This window comes from Paenibacillus sinopodophylli (assembly GCF_005930355.1).
Lineage (GTDB): Bacteria > Bacillota > Bacilli > Paenibacillales > Paenibacillaceae > Pristimantibacillus > Pristimantibacillus sinopodophylli.
The window spans coordinates 390,948-407,539 of record NZ_VDBO01000004.1; the positions used below are offsets into that span (position 1 = coordinate 390,948).

General features: G+C 46.4%; 14 protein-coding genes. 4 read left to right on the forward strand and 10 right to left on the reverse strand.

The window, feature by feature from the left end; genetic code table 11:
• Positions 1 to 15: 15 nt before the first annotated feature.
• Together thyA and FGT79_RS18830 are read right to left on the reverse strand one after the other, a co-directional pair.
• Positions 16 to 849: a thymidylate synthase gene (thyA, locus tag FGT79_RS18825; RefSeq protein ID WP_138754362.1), complete on the reverse strand. Its 834-nt coding sequence runs from the start codon at positions 847 to 849 to the stop codon at positions 16 to 18.
• A 72-nt stretch (positions 850 to 921) separates the two neighbouring features.
• Positions 922 to 1,353 (reverse strand): hypothetical protein, encoded by a 432-nt coding sequence (locus FGT79_RS18830; protein WP_138754363.1) that lies wholly within the window; start codon positions 1,351 to 1,353, stop codon positions 922 to 924.
• 115 nt (positions 1,354 to 1,468) lie between these two features.
• Here FGT79_RS18830 and FGT79_RS18835 point away from each other — a divergent pair, with 115 nt between their 5' ends.
• Entirely contained in the window at positions 1,469 to 1,837 is a 369-nt protein-coding gene (locus FGT79_RS18835; RefSeq protein ID WP_138754364.1) for a DUF4180 domain-containing protein, read from the forward strand.
• Positions 1,838 to 1,842: 5 nt separating this feature from the next.
• On the opposite strand, the gene FGT79_RS18840 is transcribed toward FGT79_RS18835, so the two are convergent.
• From FGT79_RS18840 to FGT79_RS18850, 3 genes are all read right to left on the reverse strand, one after another.
• Complete coding sequence (locus FGT79_RS18840) at positions 1,843 to 2,721, reverse strand: DUF72 domain-containing protein (protein ID WP_138754365.1); 879 nt, start codon at positions 2,719 to 2,721, stop codon at positions 1,843 to 1,845.
• A gap of 217 nt (positions 2,722 to 2,938) precedes the next feature.
• Positions 2,939 to 3,403 (reverse strand): MEKHLA domain-containing protein, encoded by a 465-nt coding sequence (locus FGT79_RS18845; RefSeq protein ID WP_138754366.1) that lies wholly within the window; start codon positions 3,401 to 3,403, stop codon positions 2,939 to 2,941.
• Between the two features lie 96 nt (positions 3,404 to 3,499).
• A complete protein-coding gene (locus FGT79_RS18850; RefSeq protein WP_138754367.1) occupies positions 3,500 to 3,928 on the reverse strand; it encodes a disulfide oxidoreductase in 429 nt (142 codons plus the stop codon).
• Positions 3,929 to 4,234: 306 nt separating this feature from the next.
• Here FGT79_RS18850 and FGT79_RS18855 point away from each other — a divergent pair, with 306 nt between their 5' ends.
• Both FGT79_RS18855 and FGT79_RS18860 read left to right on the forward strand, forming a co-directional pair.
• A complete protein-coding gene (locus tag FGT79_RS18855; RefSeq protein WP_138754368.1) occupies positions 4,235 to 4,669 on the forward strand; it encodes a GNAT family N-acetyltransferase in 435 nt (144 codons plus the stop codon).
• Positions 4,670 to 5,163: 494 nt separating this feature from the next.
• On the forward strand, positions 5,164 to 6,714 hold the full coding sequence (locus tag FGT79_RS18860) for a GGDEF domain-containing protein (RefSeq protein WP_138754369.1): 1,551 nt from the start codon (positions 5,164 to 5,166) through the stop codon (positions 6,712 to 6,714).
• 62 nt (positions 6,715 to 6,776) lie between these two features.
• Here the strand turns inward: FGT79_RS18860 and FGT79_RS18865 are convergent, their stop codons facing one another.
• Positions 6,777 to 10,841 carry a DUF5695 domain-containing protein gene (locus FGT79_RS18865; RefSeq protein ID WP_246096487.1) on the reverse strand — a complete coding sequence of 1,355 codons (4,065 nt, stop codon included), beginning with the start codon at positions 10,839 to 10,841 and terminating at the stop codon, positions 6,777 to 6,779.
• Between the two features lie 17 nt (positions 10,842 to 10,858).
• Between FGT79_RS18865 and FGT79_RS18870 the strand changes: the two genes are divergently transcribed.
• Entirely contained in the window at positions 10,859 to 11,068 is a 210-nt protein-coding gene (locus FGT79_RS18870) for a hypothetical protein (RefSeq protein WP_138754370.1), read from the forward strand.
• A 120-nt stretch (positions 11,069 to 11,188) separates the two neighbouring features.
• Here the strand turns inward: FGT79_RS18870 and FGT79_RS18875 are convergent, their stop codons facing one another.
• From FGT79_RS18875 to FGT79_RS18890, 4 genes are all read right to left on the reverse strand, one after another.
• On the reverse strand, positions 11,189 to 13,159 hold the full coding sequence (locus FGT79_RS18875; RefSeq protein ID WP_138754371.1) for a glycoside hydrolase family 127 protein: 1,971 nt from the start codon (positions 13,157 to 13,159) through the stop codon (positions 11,189 to 11,191).
• Between the two features lie 26 nt (positions 13,160 to 13,185).
• Entirely contained in the window at positions 13,186 to 14,037 is an 852-nt protein-coding gene (locus tag FGT79_RS18880; protein WP_138754372.1) for a carbohydrate ABC transporter permease, read from the reverse strand.
• 4 nt (positions 14,038 to 14,041) lie between these two features.
• The gene (locus tag FGT79_RS18885) at positions 14,042 to 14,977 is read right to left on the reverse strand and encodes a carbohydrate ABC transporter permease (RefSeq protein ID WP_212758600.1); all 936 of its coding nucleotides are present in this window, start codon (positions 14,975 to 14,977) and stop codon (positions 14,042 to 14,044) included.
• Between the two features lie 206 nt (positions 14,978 to 15,183).
• Positions 15,184 to 16,539: an ABC transporter substrate-binding protein gene (locus tag FGT79_RS18890; protein WP_138754373.1), complete on the reverse strand. Its 1,356-nt coding sequence runs from the start codon at positions 16,537 to 16,539 to the stop codon at positions 15,184 to 15,186.
• Between the last annotated feature and the right edge of the window lie 53 nt (positions 16,540 to 16,592).

Genomic DNA, 16,592 nt, shown 5'->3' on the forward strand with positions numbered 1-16,592 from the left:
TTTATTTAACTGTGGTCAAATCGCAATCTCCATCTTAATCGCTGGATGATGCTTATAATGAAGAAGCTTGAAATCATCAATCGTGAAGTCATCGATGTCCGTAATGTCTGGATTTATCCATAGCTCTGGTGCCGCATAGGCTTCTCGTTCGATCTGCTCCTGCAGCGCATCCATGTGGCGTTCGTAAATGTGAGCATCATTGATGTTAAAGGTTAATGTGCCGAGTGCGTAGCCCGTAACCTGTGCAATCATACGCTGCAGCACATAGTATTGAAATATGTTGAACGGGTTGCCCAGTCCAATATCATTCGATCTGGCATTTACGATCAGATGAAGCTTCCCCTCTTTTACGATCCACTGATTATTCCAGACACATGGATATAGCTCCATTTCGTCAAGCTCATCGATATCCCATAGCGAGATGACATGCCTTCTTGAGGCAGGGTTGTTTTTGAGCTGTTCAATGAGATGATGCACTTGATTCGTCAGCTTGCCATTCAAGGTTATCTCTTTCCCAAGCTGATAGCCATATGCTTTTCCGATATTGTTATGGTTATTCGTCCATTCCCGCCAGATCGATACGTTATGTTCGTCCAAATAAGCGCAGTCGCTTGTACGCTTCACATAAAACCATAGCATCTCATGTATGGCCGACTTCCAAGGGACTCGTTTGGTCGTTAGAATGGGAACCTCTGTATTGTCATAAGTGACTTGCTTGCAAATGATACTTTTGGTGTGCGCAGGTGTGCCGTCAGCCCATACCGTTCTAACGGTTTGATCTTTATCCCATATCCCGTGCTCTACAATATCCATAACCAGTTTTTTATAAATATCATCCGCTAATGACAAGTTAACCTCTCCCAGCTTGTTTTCTCCTACAAAGACACTGTCTATATGACTCATGATAGCGCAAAGAAACCTTCACTCCAAGCTAGGCGTATCTTCAAAACTCGCTAATGCCTTCACAAGGTTGCTATACCGGGTTGAACCCAACAACACCTCATTATACAAAGACATATACATCATAATGTTCCTAGAATTGAAATCATGTCTTGTGAATTGCTTTAATGTGTCTACATACTCCACAAAAAATGTTATTTTTTTCATGTCACGCTTGGATAGAGCTAACCCGCTCAAATGCTTAGACAGCTCCTCTATTCGCTCGGAGATATACGGTACAACCTCTTCAATCTCATCCTCTGTGACTCGCCCCTCCAGCAACGAGAAGCGTTCCCACTGCTGCTTATACCACTCCACCTTCTCGTTATGCAGGATGCGATAAATAGGCTCCGCCAGCATTATTTCCCTATGCAGCCTTCGAATAGACATTCTACGGATAAACACTTGCAGCATCAGAATCACCTTCTCCTGTCCTACTGAAACGAAGTTCCTTCCCAGGCTTGAATAGCTAATATCTATGCGATATACTCCCCATAAAGCCATACATTCGTGAAGGGTGAGAAAGAATATGAAAATAATGGTTGATCAGCACAATGAATCAAGGATAGCTATTATCGAAAGCGACGAGATTGTCATTGCGAATGCACAGGATGCTTTGGATTTACTGGCTACCGTTAGCTATCATGAAGATTGCTACAAAATTATCATTAATAAATCGAACATCAACGAAGATTTTTTCGATTTAAAGACGAAGCTTGCCGGTGACATTTTGCAGAAGTATACGAACTATCAAGTGAAGCTCGCCATTGTTGGCGACTTTGACAGCTACGACAGCAAGAGCTTAAAGGATTTCATTTATGAATGCAACAAGGGGAAGCAGGTATTCTTTACCAAGGACCTTCCTTCTGCACTTCAAGCCCTTCACCGTATCGTGTGATCTCTTCAGAACAAATCCAGTTGTTCCACAATAGGCGGAGGCGGCTCATTCGGGCTGCTGCCATCCGGCCTTGTTAACCCGAGCAGCTCCATCAGCCGCTTCGCATTGCCAGCCGCATCTCCACCAGAGTTATTGTTAAAAATAACATAAACATGCTTGCTCTGTTGCTCCAACACTTTCAACATGCCGACCCATTCCAGCAGCTCTTCCTCGCTATAACGATACAAATAACGAACCTCCCGCCAATTCGGCGCACTTGCTTGGTTCCAGCCGGATACGTTGCGTCCATGGAATCGAACGACTGTAGCTTCCGCATCCGTCGCCTTCAGCACCGTCGGAATCGATCCGATTCCCGCCTGCGGTTCATCGCAGACGCTGTGCATCCACTGTTCCCTTCTCATGAACGATAACGTCTTCTCTCGGTAGTCTTCGGTAAACCAGCTCTGATGCCGAAATTCGAGTGCACATGGAATGCCGCTCATCCGCTTCTTCGTTTCCCTCAGAATGCGTACGTTGGCCTGCGTGCAATCGAACCATGGCGGATATTGGAACAGCGCTGCTGTCAGCCGCCCAGCCTCTATCACAGGCTCAAGCATGTCACGAAACGCGGTGAACATCTCATTAGTCTCCGCAACCGGCAAAACAGGGCCGCGCTGATGCCCCGTCATGCCTTGATAAGCTTTCACGACGAATTGCAGACTGGCCGGCGTATCCGCTAGCCATTTCGCGAATCGCTCCTTGGACTGGATGGCATAGAAGGTGCTGTCCACCTCTACTACAGGGAAATGCTTGGCATATTGCCGTAGCTTGCTGCCGGCTTTGGCAACAGAAATATACAGCTGATCGTGATCGCCCCAGCCTGCTAGACCAATATGTATGGGCATGTCCATTCCTCCGATTGTGCTTTCCAACTATTATACCTAATTTTCAGATACAAGCGTAAACGGCTGAAGCCGTCCTCTGGCAGCTATACTCACGTTTCGAGTAGACGTATAGAGAAAGTATGAGTAAAATCATATACTTTCCTATACGTAGAAAAAAACAGCTCTCCCGTAGAAATCCCTACTAGAGAACTGCTTAGAAGCTGTTGCTATCTGCAACCTATATCATCTGATATTCTTTAAAAGCCGCCGCTTGTCCACGATAAGCGTCATTCTCATCCAATAGATTCCATACCGTCGCGTTCACAATATAAAATCGCTGGCCTGTGCTCGAGATTCGGATGCCCGTGTAATTATCGACATAGCCGTTCGCCGTTACCTCTTCAAAGAAGCGATCCCGCTCCTCTCGTTCCATCTGCTCCGCCGTAAGTCTGGAAGGTGTGCGCGTGAAAGTCTCCCATTCCATCCCCCAAAGGCTGAGTCCACGGCGATTCCCATAATTCAGAACCGGGTCTTCCTCTATCCCATGGGATAGAATAACGATGGATGCTTCGAACAGCTGCTCCTTCACACTCTGCCCAGGCATTAGCACCAACAGCTGCTTCCCGGTCCATCTCAGGTAGCTGTCCACTAGAAGCCTCGCATGCTCCTCAGTTGCCCCAACACCTGTCAGCGGTATTCGCATCGTTATGCTCCTCCCCATTTGATTCTCTTTTCTTTATATATCACGAGGAGCCGAACATGTCCACTAAACCTCGGCTGTCCATTCACAGCTTAGCCACTAAGTGCGGTTCAGACTGCGCAAGCGCAGTAATGCCGTTAGAATGATGAGGAAAGCGACAAGCGCCAGCATAGGGATTGTAATAAAGCCGAACCAATTCAAATAGTCGCCTTGACAGGAGACAGGACCACAAGCCGCAAGCGGAGAATCATGCGGAAGCTTCTGAAGTATCGTATGGTAGAGAGAGAATCCCCCTCCTATGACAACAAGCGGCAACGCATAGGACACGATTCCTGAGTCTCCTTTGGAATAAGCGATTCCAAGCAAAAGAGCCAGCGGGTACATGAATATGCGCTGGAACCAGCAAAGACTGCATGGTGCAAAGTGCATAACCTCGCTCAAATATAAACTTCCTGCCGTAGCGAGTACGGCTGTTGCCCATGCTGCGAACAGCCAAAACGATTTTTTCTTATCTAATGTTTCTTCCAAAACCTTCTCCTCGCCTTCTCTGCGCTAATGAATATGCTTATGCCTATTCTCGCTCACAGGAAGGCGGTTCGACATGACTCGAAAGAGCTATAGCCCTCTTTATTATAAAAATTTTACAATTGAATCGATAACCTCTTCGACCCTATTTCATTAAGAGGACAGCTTCCAGCCACCTGCGTGCTGCTGAATATTCCACAAGCGGGCATACAAATCAAACGCTTATAACCAAGCTTTACCTATCCACCTGTCTCTGCCCTTGCTAAGATATAGCAATAGCTTACTTCCCCCACGAAAGGACAATACTAGATGAAGATCGAACCAGCAACTACTGAATATCTTCACGATATTTGCGAGGTCGACTATTGCGTCATCGGCTCTCGCATTCGAGAACCACAACTAGCCAAGGCAATCGCCGCACAGCAATGTATCGTCGCCATATATGATGATGTCATTATCGGCTTCGCTACCTTTGACCAAACCTTCTATGAACAATCCTTTATTCAATTGCTCATCGTGAACCCATCGCTCAGAAGAAGAGGTGCGGCTTCAGCACTTATGAAGTATATCGAGCAGCATTGCACGACTCCTAAGCTGTTTACTTCTACCAATGCCTCCAATACGCCCATGCAGCGTGTCTGTGAATCGCTTGGCTTCATAAGAAGCGGCACAATCGAGAACCTCGATGACGGTGACCCTGAATGGGTTTATTTCAAAGCTATTCACACTCCTATTTCCACTTAGACTGCGCAACGCCTAACAAGACGGAGAACGAACCGTTTCACTCTCCGTCGCCCCTTTCCCTCCTAAATACCGATCTTCTACGTCATCCAAAGTATATCTACTATTTCATATGTAAAATGGTTTATCTCCATCCTATCCGACATTCCGAAGATCGCTGTCCGCACCCCATGCCAACTACCATGAGGAATAAAGCGTTAAGTTTGTCATTTTTCCCTCATTGAGATGTGATAGAGTAGTATCTGGTAATACGCTAAATAATGCTTATGAGAAGAAAGTGGAACGTATATGAAGTTGAAAAACCATCCATATCCACACATAGACGAAATGTTAACTATTATTTTCCATCCTTTAATTCAATTAATGCTATCATTGACCGATATATAGTTTAGGTAAATAGACCTATCAGCCATAAACTGTATCGCCGCCCTTCAAACGGGCTATAGCTGTTGCTTCTCGTGGATACCATCCATGAGCATTCTAGAGGAGGAAGTTACGTGCATCTTAGCTTCAAAGCTAAACTGATGACCATCATGGGCATTTTCAGCATTTTGCTGACACTTAGCGTGTCCCTGGTGAATCAACACCGATTAAAAACGAATTTAATAGCAAGTTACGCAAAAGAATCCGCATTGGTGGAAGACACCGTTGTCGCAGCCGTATCTGCTGCTGATAAAGCTTTTCAACTATCCGATAAAGACATTGAAGATGAAATGAGAGACCATTCGGATAAACTTCTGCAAAAATACAGCGAGCAGCCTGATGTTGCGAAATGGGATTATCAAGCTCTGAAAGCTGGTATGGGCGATATGGATATTTATATGATCGACCGTTCATTGACCATCCGGTTCAGCAGCTTCCCTCCCGACGTCGGACTAAATTTCCATGATGATAATGGTACGTTATCCTCTTTCTCTGAACTGCTGACCACAAGACTTAACGGCAATCAGTTCACAACAGATGGAATCGACCAAGAAACGAATACGGGAATGCTGCGAAAATATAGCTACATACCTACTCCCGACCACAAATACTTAATCGAGCTCGGACTTTATTTGAATGATAATCCGGTATTTCAAAGCTTCAATTTCCTTGAAATCAGCAACACACTTATTGAGAAATACAGCTATATTAACGATATTACCGTGTTTACGACGACAGGGAAATCAATTGGAAAGAAGGGTGAAGATGGTAAGTCACTGCTCATTTCCAACCAGAATGTACCCGCTTTTAATTTAGCATTAAAGGAAAGTGCCGTGCGTGTCATTAAAGGAGTAAAAGACGGTGATCCTGTCACTTATCGCTACGTTCCCTATTCAATACGAATGGATGACCAGCCTAACCGTTTCACCGATCAACGCATGATTGAAATTGTGTACAACGATTCCGAGCTTGCAAGCAAGCTGCAGCAAAACAATCAAATTTTTTTATTGCAGCTGTTAGCGACCATTGTCATTGCCTTGATGATTTCTTACATCATTACTAAGCTTGTCGCAAGGCCTATGTATCTGGCTTCCCATGACTTGTTGACGGGTCTCTCTAACAGAGCCTCGTTCGAGAATGCTCTCGACTCAACCATTGCCAGAAGCAAGAAAAAACAGCATAAAGCAGCGCTGCTCCATATTGACCTCGACAATTTCAAACGTGTTAATGATACGCTAGGGCATGATGCTGGAGACTCCTTCCTCATCGAAGTCGGCAAACGCATCCGCATGGCTGTCATTGATTCAAACCATGTCGCCGCTCGCCTTGGCGGTGATGAGTTTGTGGTCATTCTCAATCACGTCGAGGACACGCAGGACGCCTTGGACGTTGCAAACCATATTATCGATGAGATGAAACGTCCGATTGAAATTAAGGGAATCAATGTAACCAATGATTTGAGCACAACCGTTTCCATCGGTATTGCCATTTCTCCTGAGCATGCGGAGGATTCTGAGGAATTGTATGCGTGCGCAGACAAAGCGCTGTATCATGCCAAGCGCAGCGGCAAAAACACCTACAGTGTCTACGATGAAACCCTCATGCAGGAAGTGGCTTCAAATTAAAAGCGCAATATACATAGAAAAGCGCGGCCCCCTCAAGCTAGGGAGCCGCGCTTTTCGTTATACTAAGAGCCGCTTACTTTCCATGATGAGATGCCGGTAGAAGTCGTTGCTTTCGCCGTGACATTCAAGCGAAGCTTATTGGTGGATACTGGCGTAAAGGTGGTCGTGTTGTATTGATTGCCAAGCAAGCCAAGCCCCGACGGACTTGCGACATTCACCCAAGCAGTTCCATTCCAATACTGGATTGTATAGGAAGCAGGAAGATCAATGCCTCCATCGTCATCAAACCAATACACATCTACGCTGGATATCGTATAATTTTGCGCGAAGTCATATTGTACCCATTGCGTCGTATTCGGATTGTTCCAATTGCCATAGACAGGATGCCCACGATCTGCCGAGCTCGTTGGCGTATATCCATCGTTCAAGCCGGCTAAGCTCTCCCAAGTCGAAACAAAGGAAGTAGAGGCTGTCGCTAGCGGCGCAATGTTACCCGCACTTGGCGTACCACTGAATAATGTAGTTACTTCAGTTGCACTTAAAGCTCTGCTGTAAATTTTGAAATCATCGATAACGCCATCCAGGTACGGGTCACCGAATTGTGATCTGCCGATATAGTTCAAGTTCGTACTGCCAAGACTAGACGGCTTCAACGTCATATTCGTATTGCTAGCAACCTGAACGCCGTCAACATAGAGCCGCCCCGTCGTACCGGTTAACGTTACCGCAACATGCTTCCATACCCCAGTCGGCAATGCTGGTGCATTCAATTGCTGCTCCGATCCATTACCGCTCGATGTGATGGAAAAGCGGAGTCCTGAGCCGCCGGCCCGCGGCGCAAGGAACATATAATTGCTTGTGCCGGTACCGAAATCGAATATTCGGGACCAGTCGCTCAATGTGTCGATTTTCACCCAAGTAGCAATCGTGAAATCATTAACGCCACTCACAATGCCTGTTGGCAAACTCGCATAAGCATTAGAGCCATTCAGCTCAAGCCCATTGCCTGTTTTCCCAGCTGACCATGCCGTTCCACCGCTAAGTGTAGCGTGCTTGCCATTGCCGGAAGCGTCACTTGCTGACGTTCCGCTCGTTTCATTAAACAAATAGCTCGCAATAACCTCTGGGATTGCAGCAGCTGGATTAACGATATGCGTTACCGTATCGTTCGCTGTCAAGCTGCCATCGCTGGCTGTCAGACGGAATACATAAGTGCCTGCTGCTGAAACGGTTGCAGACGTATTAATAGCACTCGCATTCGCAAATGTTGCCGTGCCTGGACCGCTTACGAGCGTCCAAGTCGTAGTAACTACACCACTAGGTAGACCATCATCTGTAACTGTGCCTGTGAGCGTCACGGTTGCTGGAAGCGTGAAAGTTGCATCTGCACCTGCATCAACTACTGGAGCCGTATTCGGAAGCGGCGTGCCCTGCTGCAAACTGATTGCATAAGTGGCAGCCGTACCGACATTCAAGCTGATGGTTGTCGTTCCATTAGCAGTCACATTGACAGAACCTGCAGCCACATTATTGTTAAGAATGTTATACGAACCCGCAGCGAGCCCTTTGAGCGTCACTTTAGTCGTGTGAGCCGTGCCTGGCGTAGAGTTTCTCAGCGTGAAGCTAAGTGCATTTTTCGCTTTGGCTACTGTAGCAGTCGTATACTTATCCCGCTCCAGCTCCATGCCGAATTTCTCGGTAATAAGGTTCAAGCGCTGGAACACGCCGTCCTTAGGTACGACTGTATAATTTGTGCTGGTTTCTGTAACTTCACAGCCGTAGCAGTATACACCAAATATCGGATCAACCGAAACGTCGGCGCTCAATATTTTGATTGCTCCGAACAAGCCTAGATCGGATTCACCGGACATGCCTCTCCAACCATTCTGAAGCGGACCACCACCATGACCAAGAGCTGGATAATTCCCCTTCTCCGCTTGATACGTCCATGCAACTGCACCAATATCTGCAGGGTCCGAGCTAATTTGACCGGAGTTAATTGCACCTACGTTAGCTATTTTGGCTGCATAGGACAAGCGTTGCTCGACTTCCGGATTCGTGGAATTGCTACGAACCCAATCATCCATCGCATAGCCCACTAGAGAAACACTGTATTGGAAGTTCCACCAGTTCTCACCAGTAATTGTTACTGGATCGGTATAGTAATACCATACTGGCATGTGGCCACGCGCAGCACGTGTCTTCGTATTAATTTTGCTTTTCATCGTATTATTGTTATTCATCTTAGCAAGCGTATAAACGGCTTCCTCGCCCGTATTGTCATAGTTGTATTCGGAACCGTACGGATACGTCGTGTTCGCGAAGTTATTGTACTTGGTCGCCATCTTAGAGATAAGATTATTCGCTTGCGTCGTGTAGCCCTCGTCCTGCAGAGCTTTAATAATGTCTGGTGTAGTAAGCTCACCCATCAGACCTGTATTCCAGTTGTAGGCAACTCCTGATCCGTACAAAGCGTTGAAAATGTTATAAGCGCGCAGCAAATACGTATTTTTCGGATTATCATAAGTAATTAAGTTCGGATATAGCTTAGCAATCTTGTACATGCTGAAATAAGTGTTATAGATATGTGGATACGCATAGCCGCGATAGGTTGGCGTATCATTCGGTGCAGGCATTAAGAAGTCATGGATTAGATAATCGGTTTGATGCTCGCCCATCAGATTGGTCCAGATCGCAACCGTCAAATAATCATCAACTGCCTGGACCTCAGAAGCAACAGGCGTCTGCACATTCTTCTCGGCAAGGAATTGACCGTGTGTATAGCCCCAATCATCTCCCCAGCCCCAATAGCCGTTGAACACATTACGCTTCGAGTTGGAATCCATCATCCAGTCGTCGAACACCTTATCCTTAATGGTTCCTGGAGCGTTCCACTGTGTGCTGTTTACCATGAACGTCGAATGCCGCTGCAGCGCGGCATCAATCGGTTCAATTGCATAGAACTGCAGTACCGTCTTCTCTCCATTGCCATAGTTAACTGTGACGCTATTCGGCCCCAGCTTATTCATCTTAATGGAATAAATCTTATGATTCGTTCCTGTTGTACCAAGCGACACAATTGTCGTATCGGACGGATATTGTGCCGTTACGGAATTAATCGTTTTGGTCGTACGCAGATCAAACTTCGCTGTTTGATCAGTCGGTACAATCATACCTGGAACAACGGTGACATCAATAAGACCTTCATTATAAAGACGATCCTTTACTTCGTTCTCGCCTGTAACTTTGAAAAATTTGAAAGCATACGTTTTGCTTGCGCCAGGAGCAAGCGTCAAGCTTGTGTTCGGCAAGTATCCACGGTTTGTGCTTTTGATTACGTTGGAATGAATGTAGAAGACATTCAGACCTTCAATCCATCCGCCTTGATCCATAGCCCACTTACTGCCTGGATGCTCTTCAACTCTCCAACGATCTTGATATTCGAATCCAGCTCCAGTACTCGCATCCGGTATCATCAGCAGTGAAGGACCAATTCCGCTCGGACGAGCAGCTGTAATGTACGAGCTGTTATTACCTACGAAGGAGTGTGTGAGAACCCGTGTCTCATAGATTTGCTCATTGCCTCCACCTGTCCAGAACTCATTGAATGGCAGTGGCAAGCCTACATCGCCAAATTCAATCGTTTGTGTGCTTGTGTTGGTTAATTCAATCTGCCAGAGGAAATAATCGTTAACGAGGGAATACGTGTTAACAAGCTTGAAGTTTTTGACACCGTTTGCATTTGTTGAATTCTGATACGTAATTGTCGCAGTATTACCGCTTTGTGATTGCGTTCTTGCATCCGTTGAGCTTTGTGTCAGTGCTGTTTGCCATGCCCCTGTCCCCAAGCGATATTTGAACATCAGCTCTCCCAGCCACTGATGATCAGCTGTATTCTGATTGGGAGCTACTGTCGGGTTCATGACATATTGCGTGTTGAACGTGTCACCAACTAATCTAAGCGAATTAATCTCGCCATTAGTTCCGGTCGTAATATTGAAATTGCTGTTGGACAACGTATAAGCGAATGCCAGTTGTGGATAAAAAACCATAAATAAAGCGGTTACAAAAAAGGACGCGACTAACATAAGCATTTTTTTGCTAGAAGGAAGAGCTTGAATCCTCATTAATGATGCCTCCTAAAATGAATTATATGCAGCCTTTTTGTCTACAACATGATGATCAGCCTTTGTTTCTAATCGGCGATGATCCACGCATTGCCGCACTTATCACTCTCCTTCACGAGCGTAAACGGCTGGAGCCGCCTTATGGCGCTTCAGCGAACGTTTCACGTAGAAATGTAGAGAAAGTTGATGAAATGATATCCTTTCCTATATTTCGAGAAAATGGCTAGCAACCTCACCTCCTCTCATATAAAGCTAACGGAACCCCAAAAACCCCTATCTTGCAGAGCCATGCTTGCCAAAGAAGCTGCTGCTGAAAATAGGGGTGCTGTTCATGGAGTCATGTAAGACTAGTTCGTGCTGTTAATCCACACGGCCATTTCGCCCGGCTCACGATTAGCCCATGCAAAATAGGGAATAAACCGTAATTCTGTTTGTTCTGTCGTCCAGTGTGTATTGCTTCGATACAACTCTTCACTCCAATTAGCAAATACACCGCGTTGACCTATAGCTGAGATCACCTGCATACCGCCAAGCAACTCCGAATCAAATGACGTATGCAGCTCACTTGCTGCTGGAAGATTCAAATGAAAGAGCTGACTTCCGTTATCAGCTTCCTCCAAGCAGTATACGAACGGACCACGCTGCAGCGCGACCTTGCCCGCAGTATCCCGGACAAGCGGATGCCCTTGCATGCGAAGCACAGGCATATGGAAAGCAATATCGATCGTATCTCCAAGCTGCCATACTCTCTTTATTCGAATATAGCCCTTCTCAACATCGCTTTCCTTGTATACGTATTCGGCCCCATTTAGTCGAATTACGGCCCCGCCGCTCCAATCCGGCAGTCTCAGCGCAAGTGTGAACTCCTTTGGCTGTGAAACCGTGACCTGAATATTCACTTTACCTTCCCATGCATATTTCGAATGCTGCTCGAGTGCTACCTCCGTCCCATCCAGATTAAACGTTGCGGTGCCGCCAATATATAAATGGGTATAGATCTCATTTTGTTTAGCCGTATAAACATATTGTCCAAGAGAAGCAAGCAGACGGGCAATATTAGGCGGGCAGCACGCACAGCCGAACCAGCCTTGTCTCCGCGGCTGCACATGATCATAGTTTTTATTTTTGCCGAGCACCGGCGGATATACCTCAAGCGGATTCACATAAAAGAACTGCTTGCCGTCACGAGACATGCCGCTAACCACTGTATTGTACAGCGCTCGTTCCAGTACATTCGCATACTCACTGTCTGGCTCGATTTGCAGCATCCGCTGTGCAAAAAAGATTAGGCCAATCGAGGCACAGGTTTCGGCGTACACCGTATCATTCGGCAAATCGTAATCCTGTGTGAACGATTCCCCTTGTGCCATCGATCCGATTCCGCCCGTGAGATACATGCGCTTAGAGACAATGCTGTTCCACAGCCTTCTGCAAGCAGCGAGTAATGCCTCATCGCCAGTCTCAGCTGCGATGTCCGCCATCGCGGTGCACATATAAACGACGCGAACGGCGTGCCCGACTGCCTGATCTTGCTCACGCACAGGGAGATGCGCTTGGCTGTATTCGAGATCTGTAGCGACGGACAGCTGTGGGAAATGAATGGTTCCTCCCCGCTTCTCAAACTCTTGCTCATAAAAGTTAGGCTCTGCTCCCCGTTGATCGAGGAAATAACGGCTGAGCTCTAAATACTTTCTCTCACCTGTTGCCTGGTAAAGCTTTACCAGCGCAAGCTCGATTTCTTGATGGCCGTCGTAGCCCTGAAGCTTGCCTGGCTCTGTACCGAAGACACGATCAATATAGTCTGCGAACCGACAGGCAACATCGAGTATGGCGTTTTTTCCTGTTGCTTTGGAATAGGCAACTGCCGCCTCTATCAAATGACCTGCGCAATACAACTCATGGCATTCAGCCAAATTTGTCCAGCGCTGGTTCTTTTCTTTGATCGTAAAATACGTATTCACATAGCCGTCTGGCTGCTGCGCTTTCGCGATAAGGGCAACCACTTCGTCCGCCACATTCTCAAGCTCTGGATCAGGCTCGGCCTCGAGCAAATAGCCTACTGCTTCCAGCCATTTCGCGACGTCGCTGTCTTGGAATACCATGCCGTAGAATGAACCTTGCTCCACACCTGCCGCAATCTTGAAATTCTGGATGGCGTGGCTCGGTTCAGCCTCTTCAACCCGATCATTCAATACTTCCCATTGATAAGGAACGACAACCTCACGAACTAACCGTATATATTCGGACCAGAAATCGTCCCGTATGCTTACTTTCCCAACAGCCGATGGCGTTATTGGTGAATGCTTTTGATTAATCATGCCTCTCTCTCCCTCTTCTTCTATCGTTAACCCTTCACGCCGCCTACCGTCAGCCCTTCTATAAAGAAACGCTGGAAGAACAGAAACAGCAGCAGAATGGGTAAAATGGTCAATATGGAACCAGCTAGCAGCACCTCGTAATTGTTGCTCGTTGGTGATAATAAACCTGCAAGTCCGATCGGCAGTGTGAATTTCTCAGTCGACCGCAATACGATAACAGGCCATAGGAAATTATTCCAACTGAATAAAGCCTGCAGAATCGTCATCGCTCCGTAAGCCGGAAGCATTAGCGGTACCATGATTCGCAAGAAAATGCCCATTTCGGTACAGCCGTCGATTCTACCCGCATCCATGAAATCCTTAGGTAAGCCCATGGCAAATTGACGGAAGAAAAAGATTGGCAGCGGCGCTACGACAAAGGGCAGAATAACGCCCCAAATGGAATTGATAATGAACAAATCGATTGACAACCTATATAGTGGCAAAATTATAATTTCGACTGGAATCATCATAACGGCAAGTACCAGCGTAAAGACGAGCGTTCTTCCTTTGAACTTATACATAGCAAGTCCGTAGCCAACCATCGAAGATAGAAATAAACACATTACTGTGAATACAGAAGTAATAACTAGACTATTACGGTACCAGTCAAAAAAGTTTTGCGAGCCTCCCTTACCGGAGAAGATCGCTTTATAATTCGCCCACGTCATAACGTCGAAATCGAGACGTACATTCAATCCATACTTGAACAGCTCTGAGGCGGGCTTGATGGAGGCAAGAAATAGTGCAAATAGCGGGAATAATGCCATTACTGCAAACACTATGAATAATAAAATCAACAACAAGGAGGGTAATTTCCCGGACCGTTTCTCTACCATCTTGCTAGTCCTCCTTCTTAAAAAATCCGAGCACATTTAATTGCAGCATACTGACAAGCAGTGTAATCGCGAGCAGCGTAATGCCAATAGTCGAGCCGAAGCCCAAATCGAAATATTGGAATCCTTGCTGATAGATGTAACCAACCATCGTGAGGCCAATATTTTGCGGTGACCCTCTGCTCCCCCACAGCATAAAGCTTTCTGTAAACATCGCATAGCCGCCATAAATCGTAATGGTAAACACGTAGATCGTGATTGGACGCAATAGCGGGATCGTAATTTTCCGAAACTTGCTCATCGTTCCTGCGCCGTCCATGTCTGCTGATTCGTAAAGCTCGCGCGGAATGCTCTGTAGTGCGGAGAGGAAATACAAAATATTGATGCCTGCCCAGCGCCATGTAGCAAGCACAACTAATGCAAACATACTTAGCGAGGAGCTTAATAGCCATTTCTGGCTATCGAATCCAAATAGCTTAATGAAAGAGTTCATAATGGCGCCATCCAGCTCACTGAAGATTAAGCGGAATATGATACCTGCCACAACGATGGAGGTCAGTGCCGGAATAAATAGACTCGCACGAAATAGATTTCTAGCGCGCATCATCTTAGCATTCAGAAACACAGCGAGCACCAGCGGCAGCGGTATGAGGACAAGCAGCGTCCAGAACGTATACTTTGTGCTGTTAAGCAAAGCTTTGAAGAAATCAGGATTCAGCAGTCTCTTATAATTATCTAGCCCAATAAAAGCGACATCTCCGGGAAGAACCCGTTGGAAGCTCATGATAATTGCGTTAATTAACGGATAAGAAAAGAATATGAGAAACGATAAAATAAAAGGCAGAATAAAGAGATATGGCGCCAGCTTCTGCCCATTGGGCATTCTATGCTTAATGGGGCGGCTGCTTCTCTGCCCTTGTGTGGCTTGCTTGCCGGCATTCATATTTGTCTCACTCCTACGAAATCAGTTGCAAACGGTCGGTCGGCACGCACTATCATCTTGCCTGCTGGTCATGCCGACCGTCGCTGCACGATTTATTTAAAATATAGGAAAGTATATTATTTCGCCATTCTTTCTCTATATTTCACAGTCAAAGCTCCTTCAGCGTCTAATGGACGCCGAAGGCGTTTTTGCTTGACTAGAACGAATTATTGGCCTACATCCTTGCGGAGCGTCTCGGCTGCTTTCTTAATAACCGTCTCTGGATCTTCGCCGAATTGAAAGATTTTAGGTATAATTTCGTTACGAACCGCGTCGAATACTTTCGGCGACGTTTCGCGAATATTAACTGGATAAATCTCATCCTTAATTTCAGTCAGCGTTGCAAAAATATCCGTTCCGAAGTATTCTGTGAATTTATTAGGCTCAGACATTGCTGGATCGCTCCATACCTCTGTACGGATCGGGTCCATACCCAGCTGTTTCCAAACTTGAAGGTTACCTTCTTTGGAAAGCTTTGCGTACGCTAGGAATTGTTTCGACAGATCCAAAGCTTTGGTCTGATTCGTAATCGAAAGTCCCGTACCACCCATACCTGCCGAGCGATTGCCGCCTACTTCCCATGCCGGCATCGGACGAATAATCATTTTGCCTTTCAGATCAGGCATTTCATCCGTGAAGCGGTTCATAAACCAGAATGGCATAAATACTGCTGCTGCTCCTCCGCCATTCATGAACGCTTTGTACTCCGGCGTATCATGGCCTGTTCCTGGCGATATCCCTGCTATCTTCTCATCAACCAGTTTCTTAAAGAATGTCATCGCTTGAATATTGCGCGGATCATCTACTGTGATTTCACCATTCGGGCCTACTTGATCAGATTTCATTTGGTTGATGGCTGGCCACCATGACCAGTTGCCCGCGCCTTCGAATGTAATGAACGGTACGCCTGTTTTCTCTGCCACTGTTTTTCCGAGCGTTTCGACATCACTCCACAGCTTGATATCATCTGGATTAACGCCTGCTTTGTCCATCAGCTCTTTGTTGTAATACATAACCGTTGCCCCTACGTGAAGGTCAACGCCATAATATTTGCCGTCTTTGCTATAAATATCGACGCGCGATTTCACGATGTTCGGAATTTCCGGCTCTACAATGTCGTTTAGCTCAACCAGTTGAACATTGCCTTTCATGTAGTTCGGAAATTTACTTTGCTCAATATCGACCAAATCCGGAGCGCCTTCCCCCGATTGAAGGGCAAGCAGCAAGCGAGTATGCATATCGTCGTATGGAATATTTTGCGCATCAAGCTCGATCGGCTTGTCTGGATTGTTCTTGTTCCATTCAGCCGCCATAAAGTTGTAGAAGTCAGCATGCTGCTGAACGAAGGTCCATAAAGTCAGCTTCGTTGGCTCAGCTGCCTGCGGAGCTTCTGTATTAGCTGCCCCCGTCTCGGCTGCTGTCGGTTTTGCATTCGAACCGTTATTGTTGTTGCCCCCGCATGCTGTCAATGCAGCTGTTAGAAATAAAGTCAGTGCCGTTAAAGCGATTCCTGTCTTGCGCATTCCATCATCCCCCGAGTTGATTTTATATGCTCAATCCTATCGGATTATAGCCA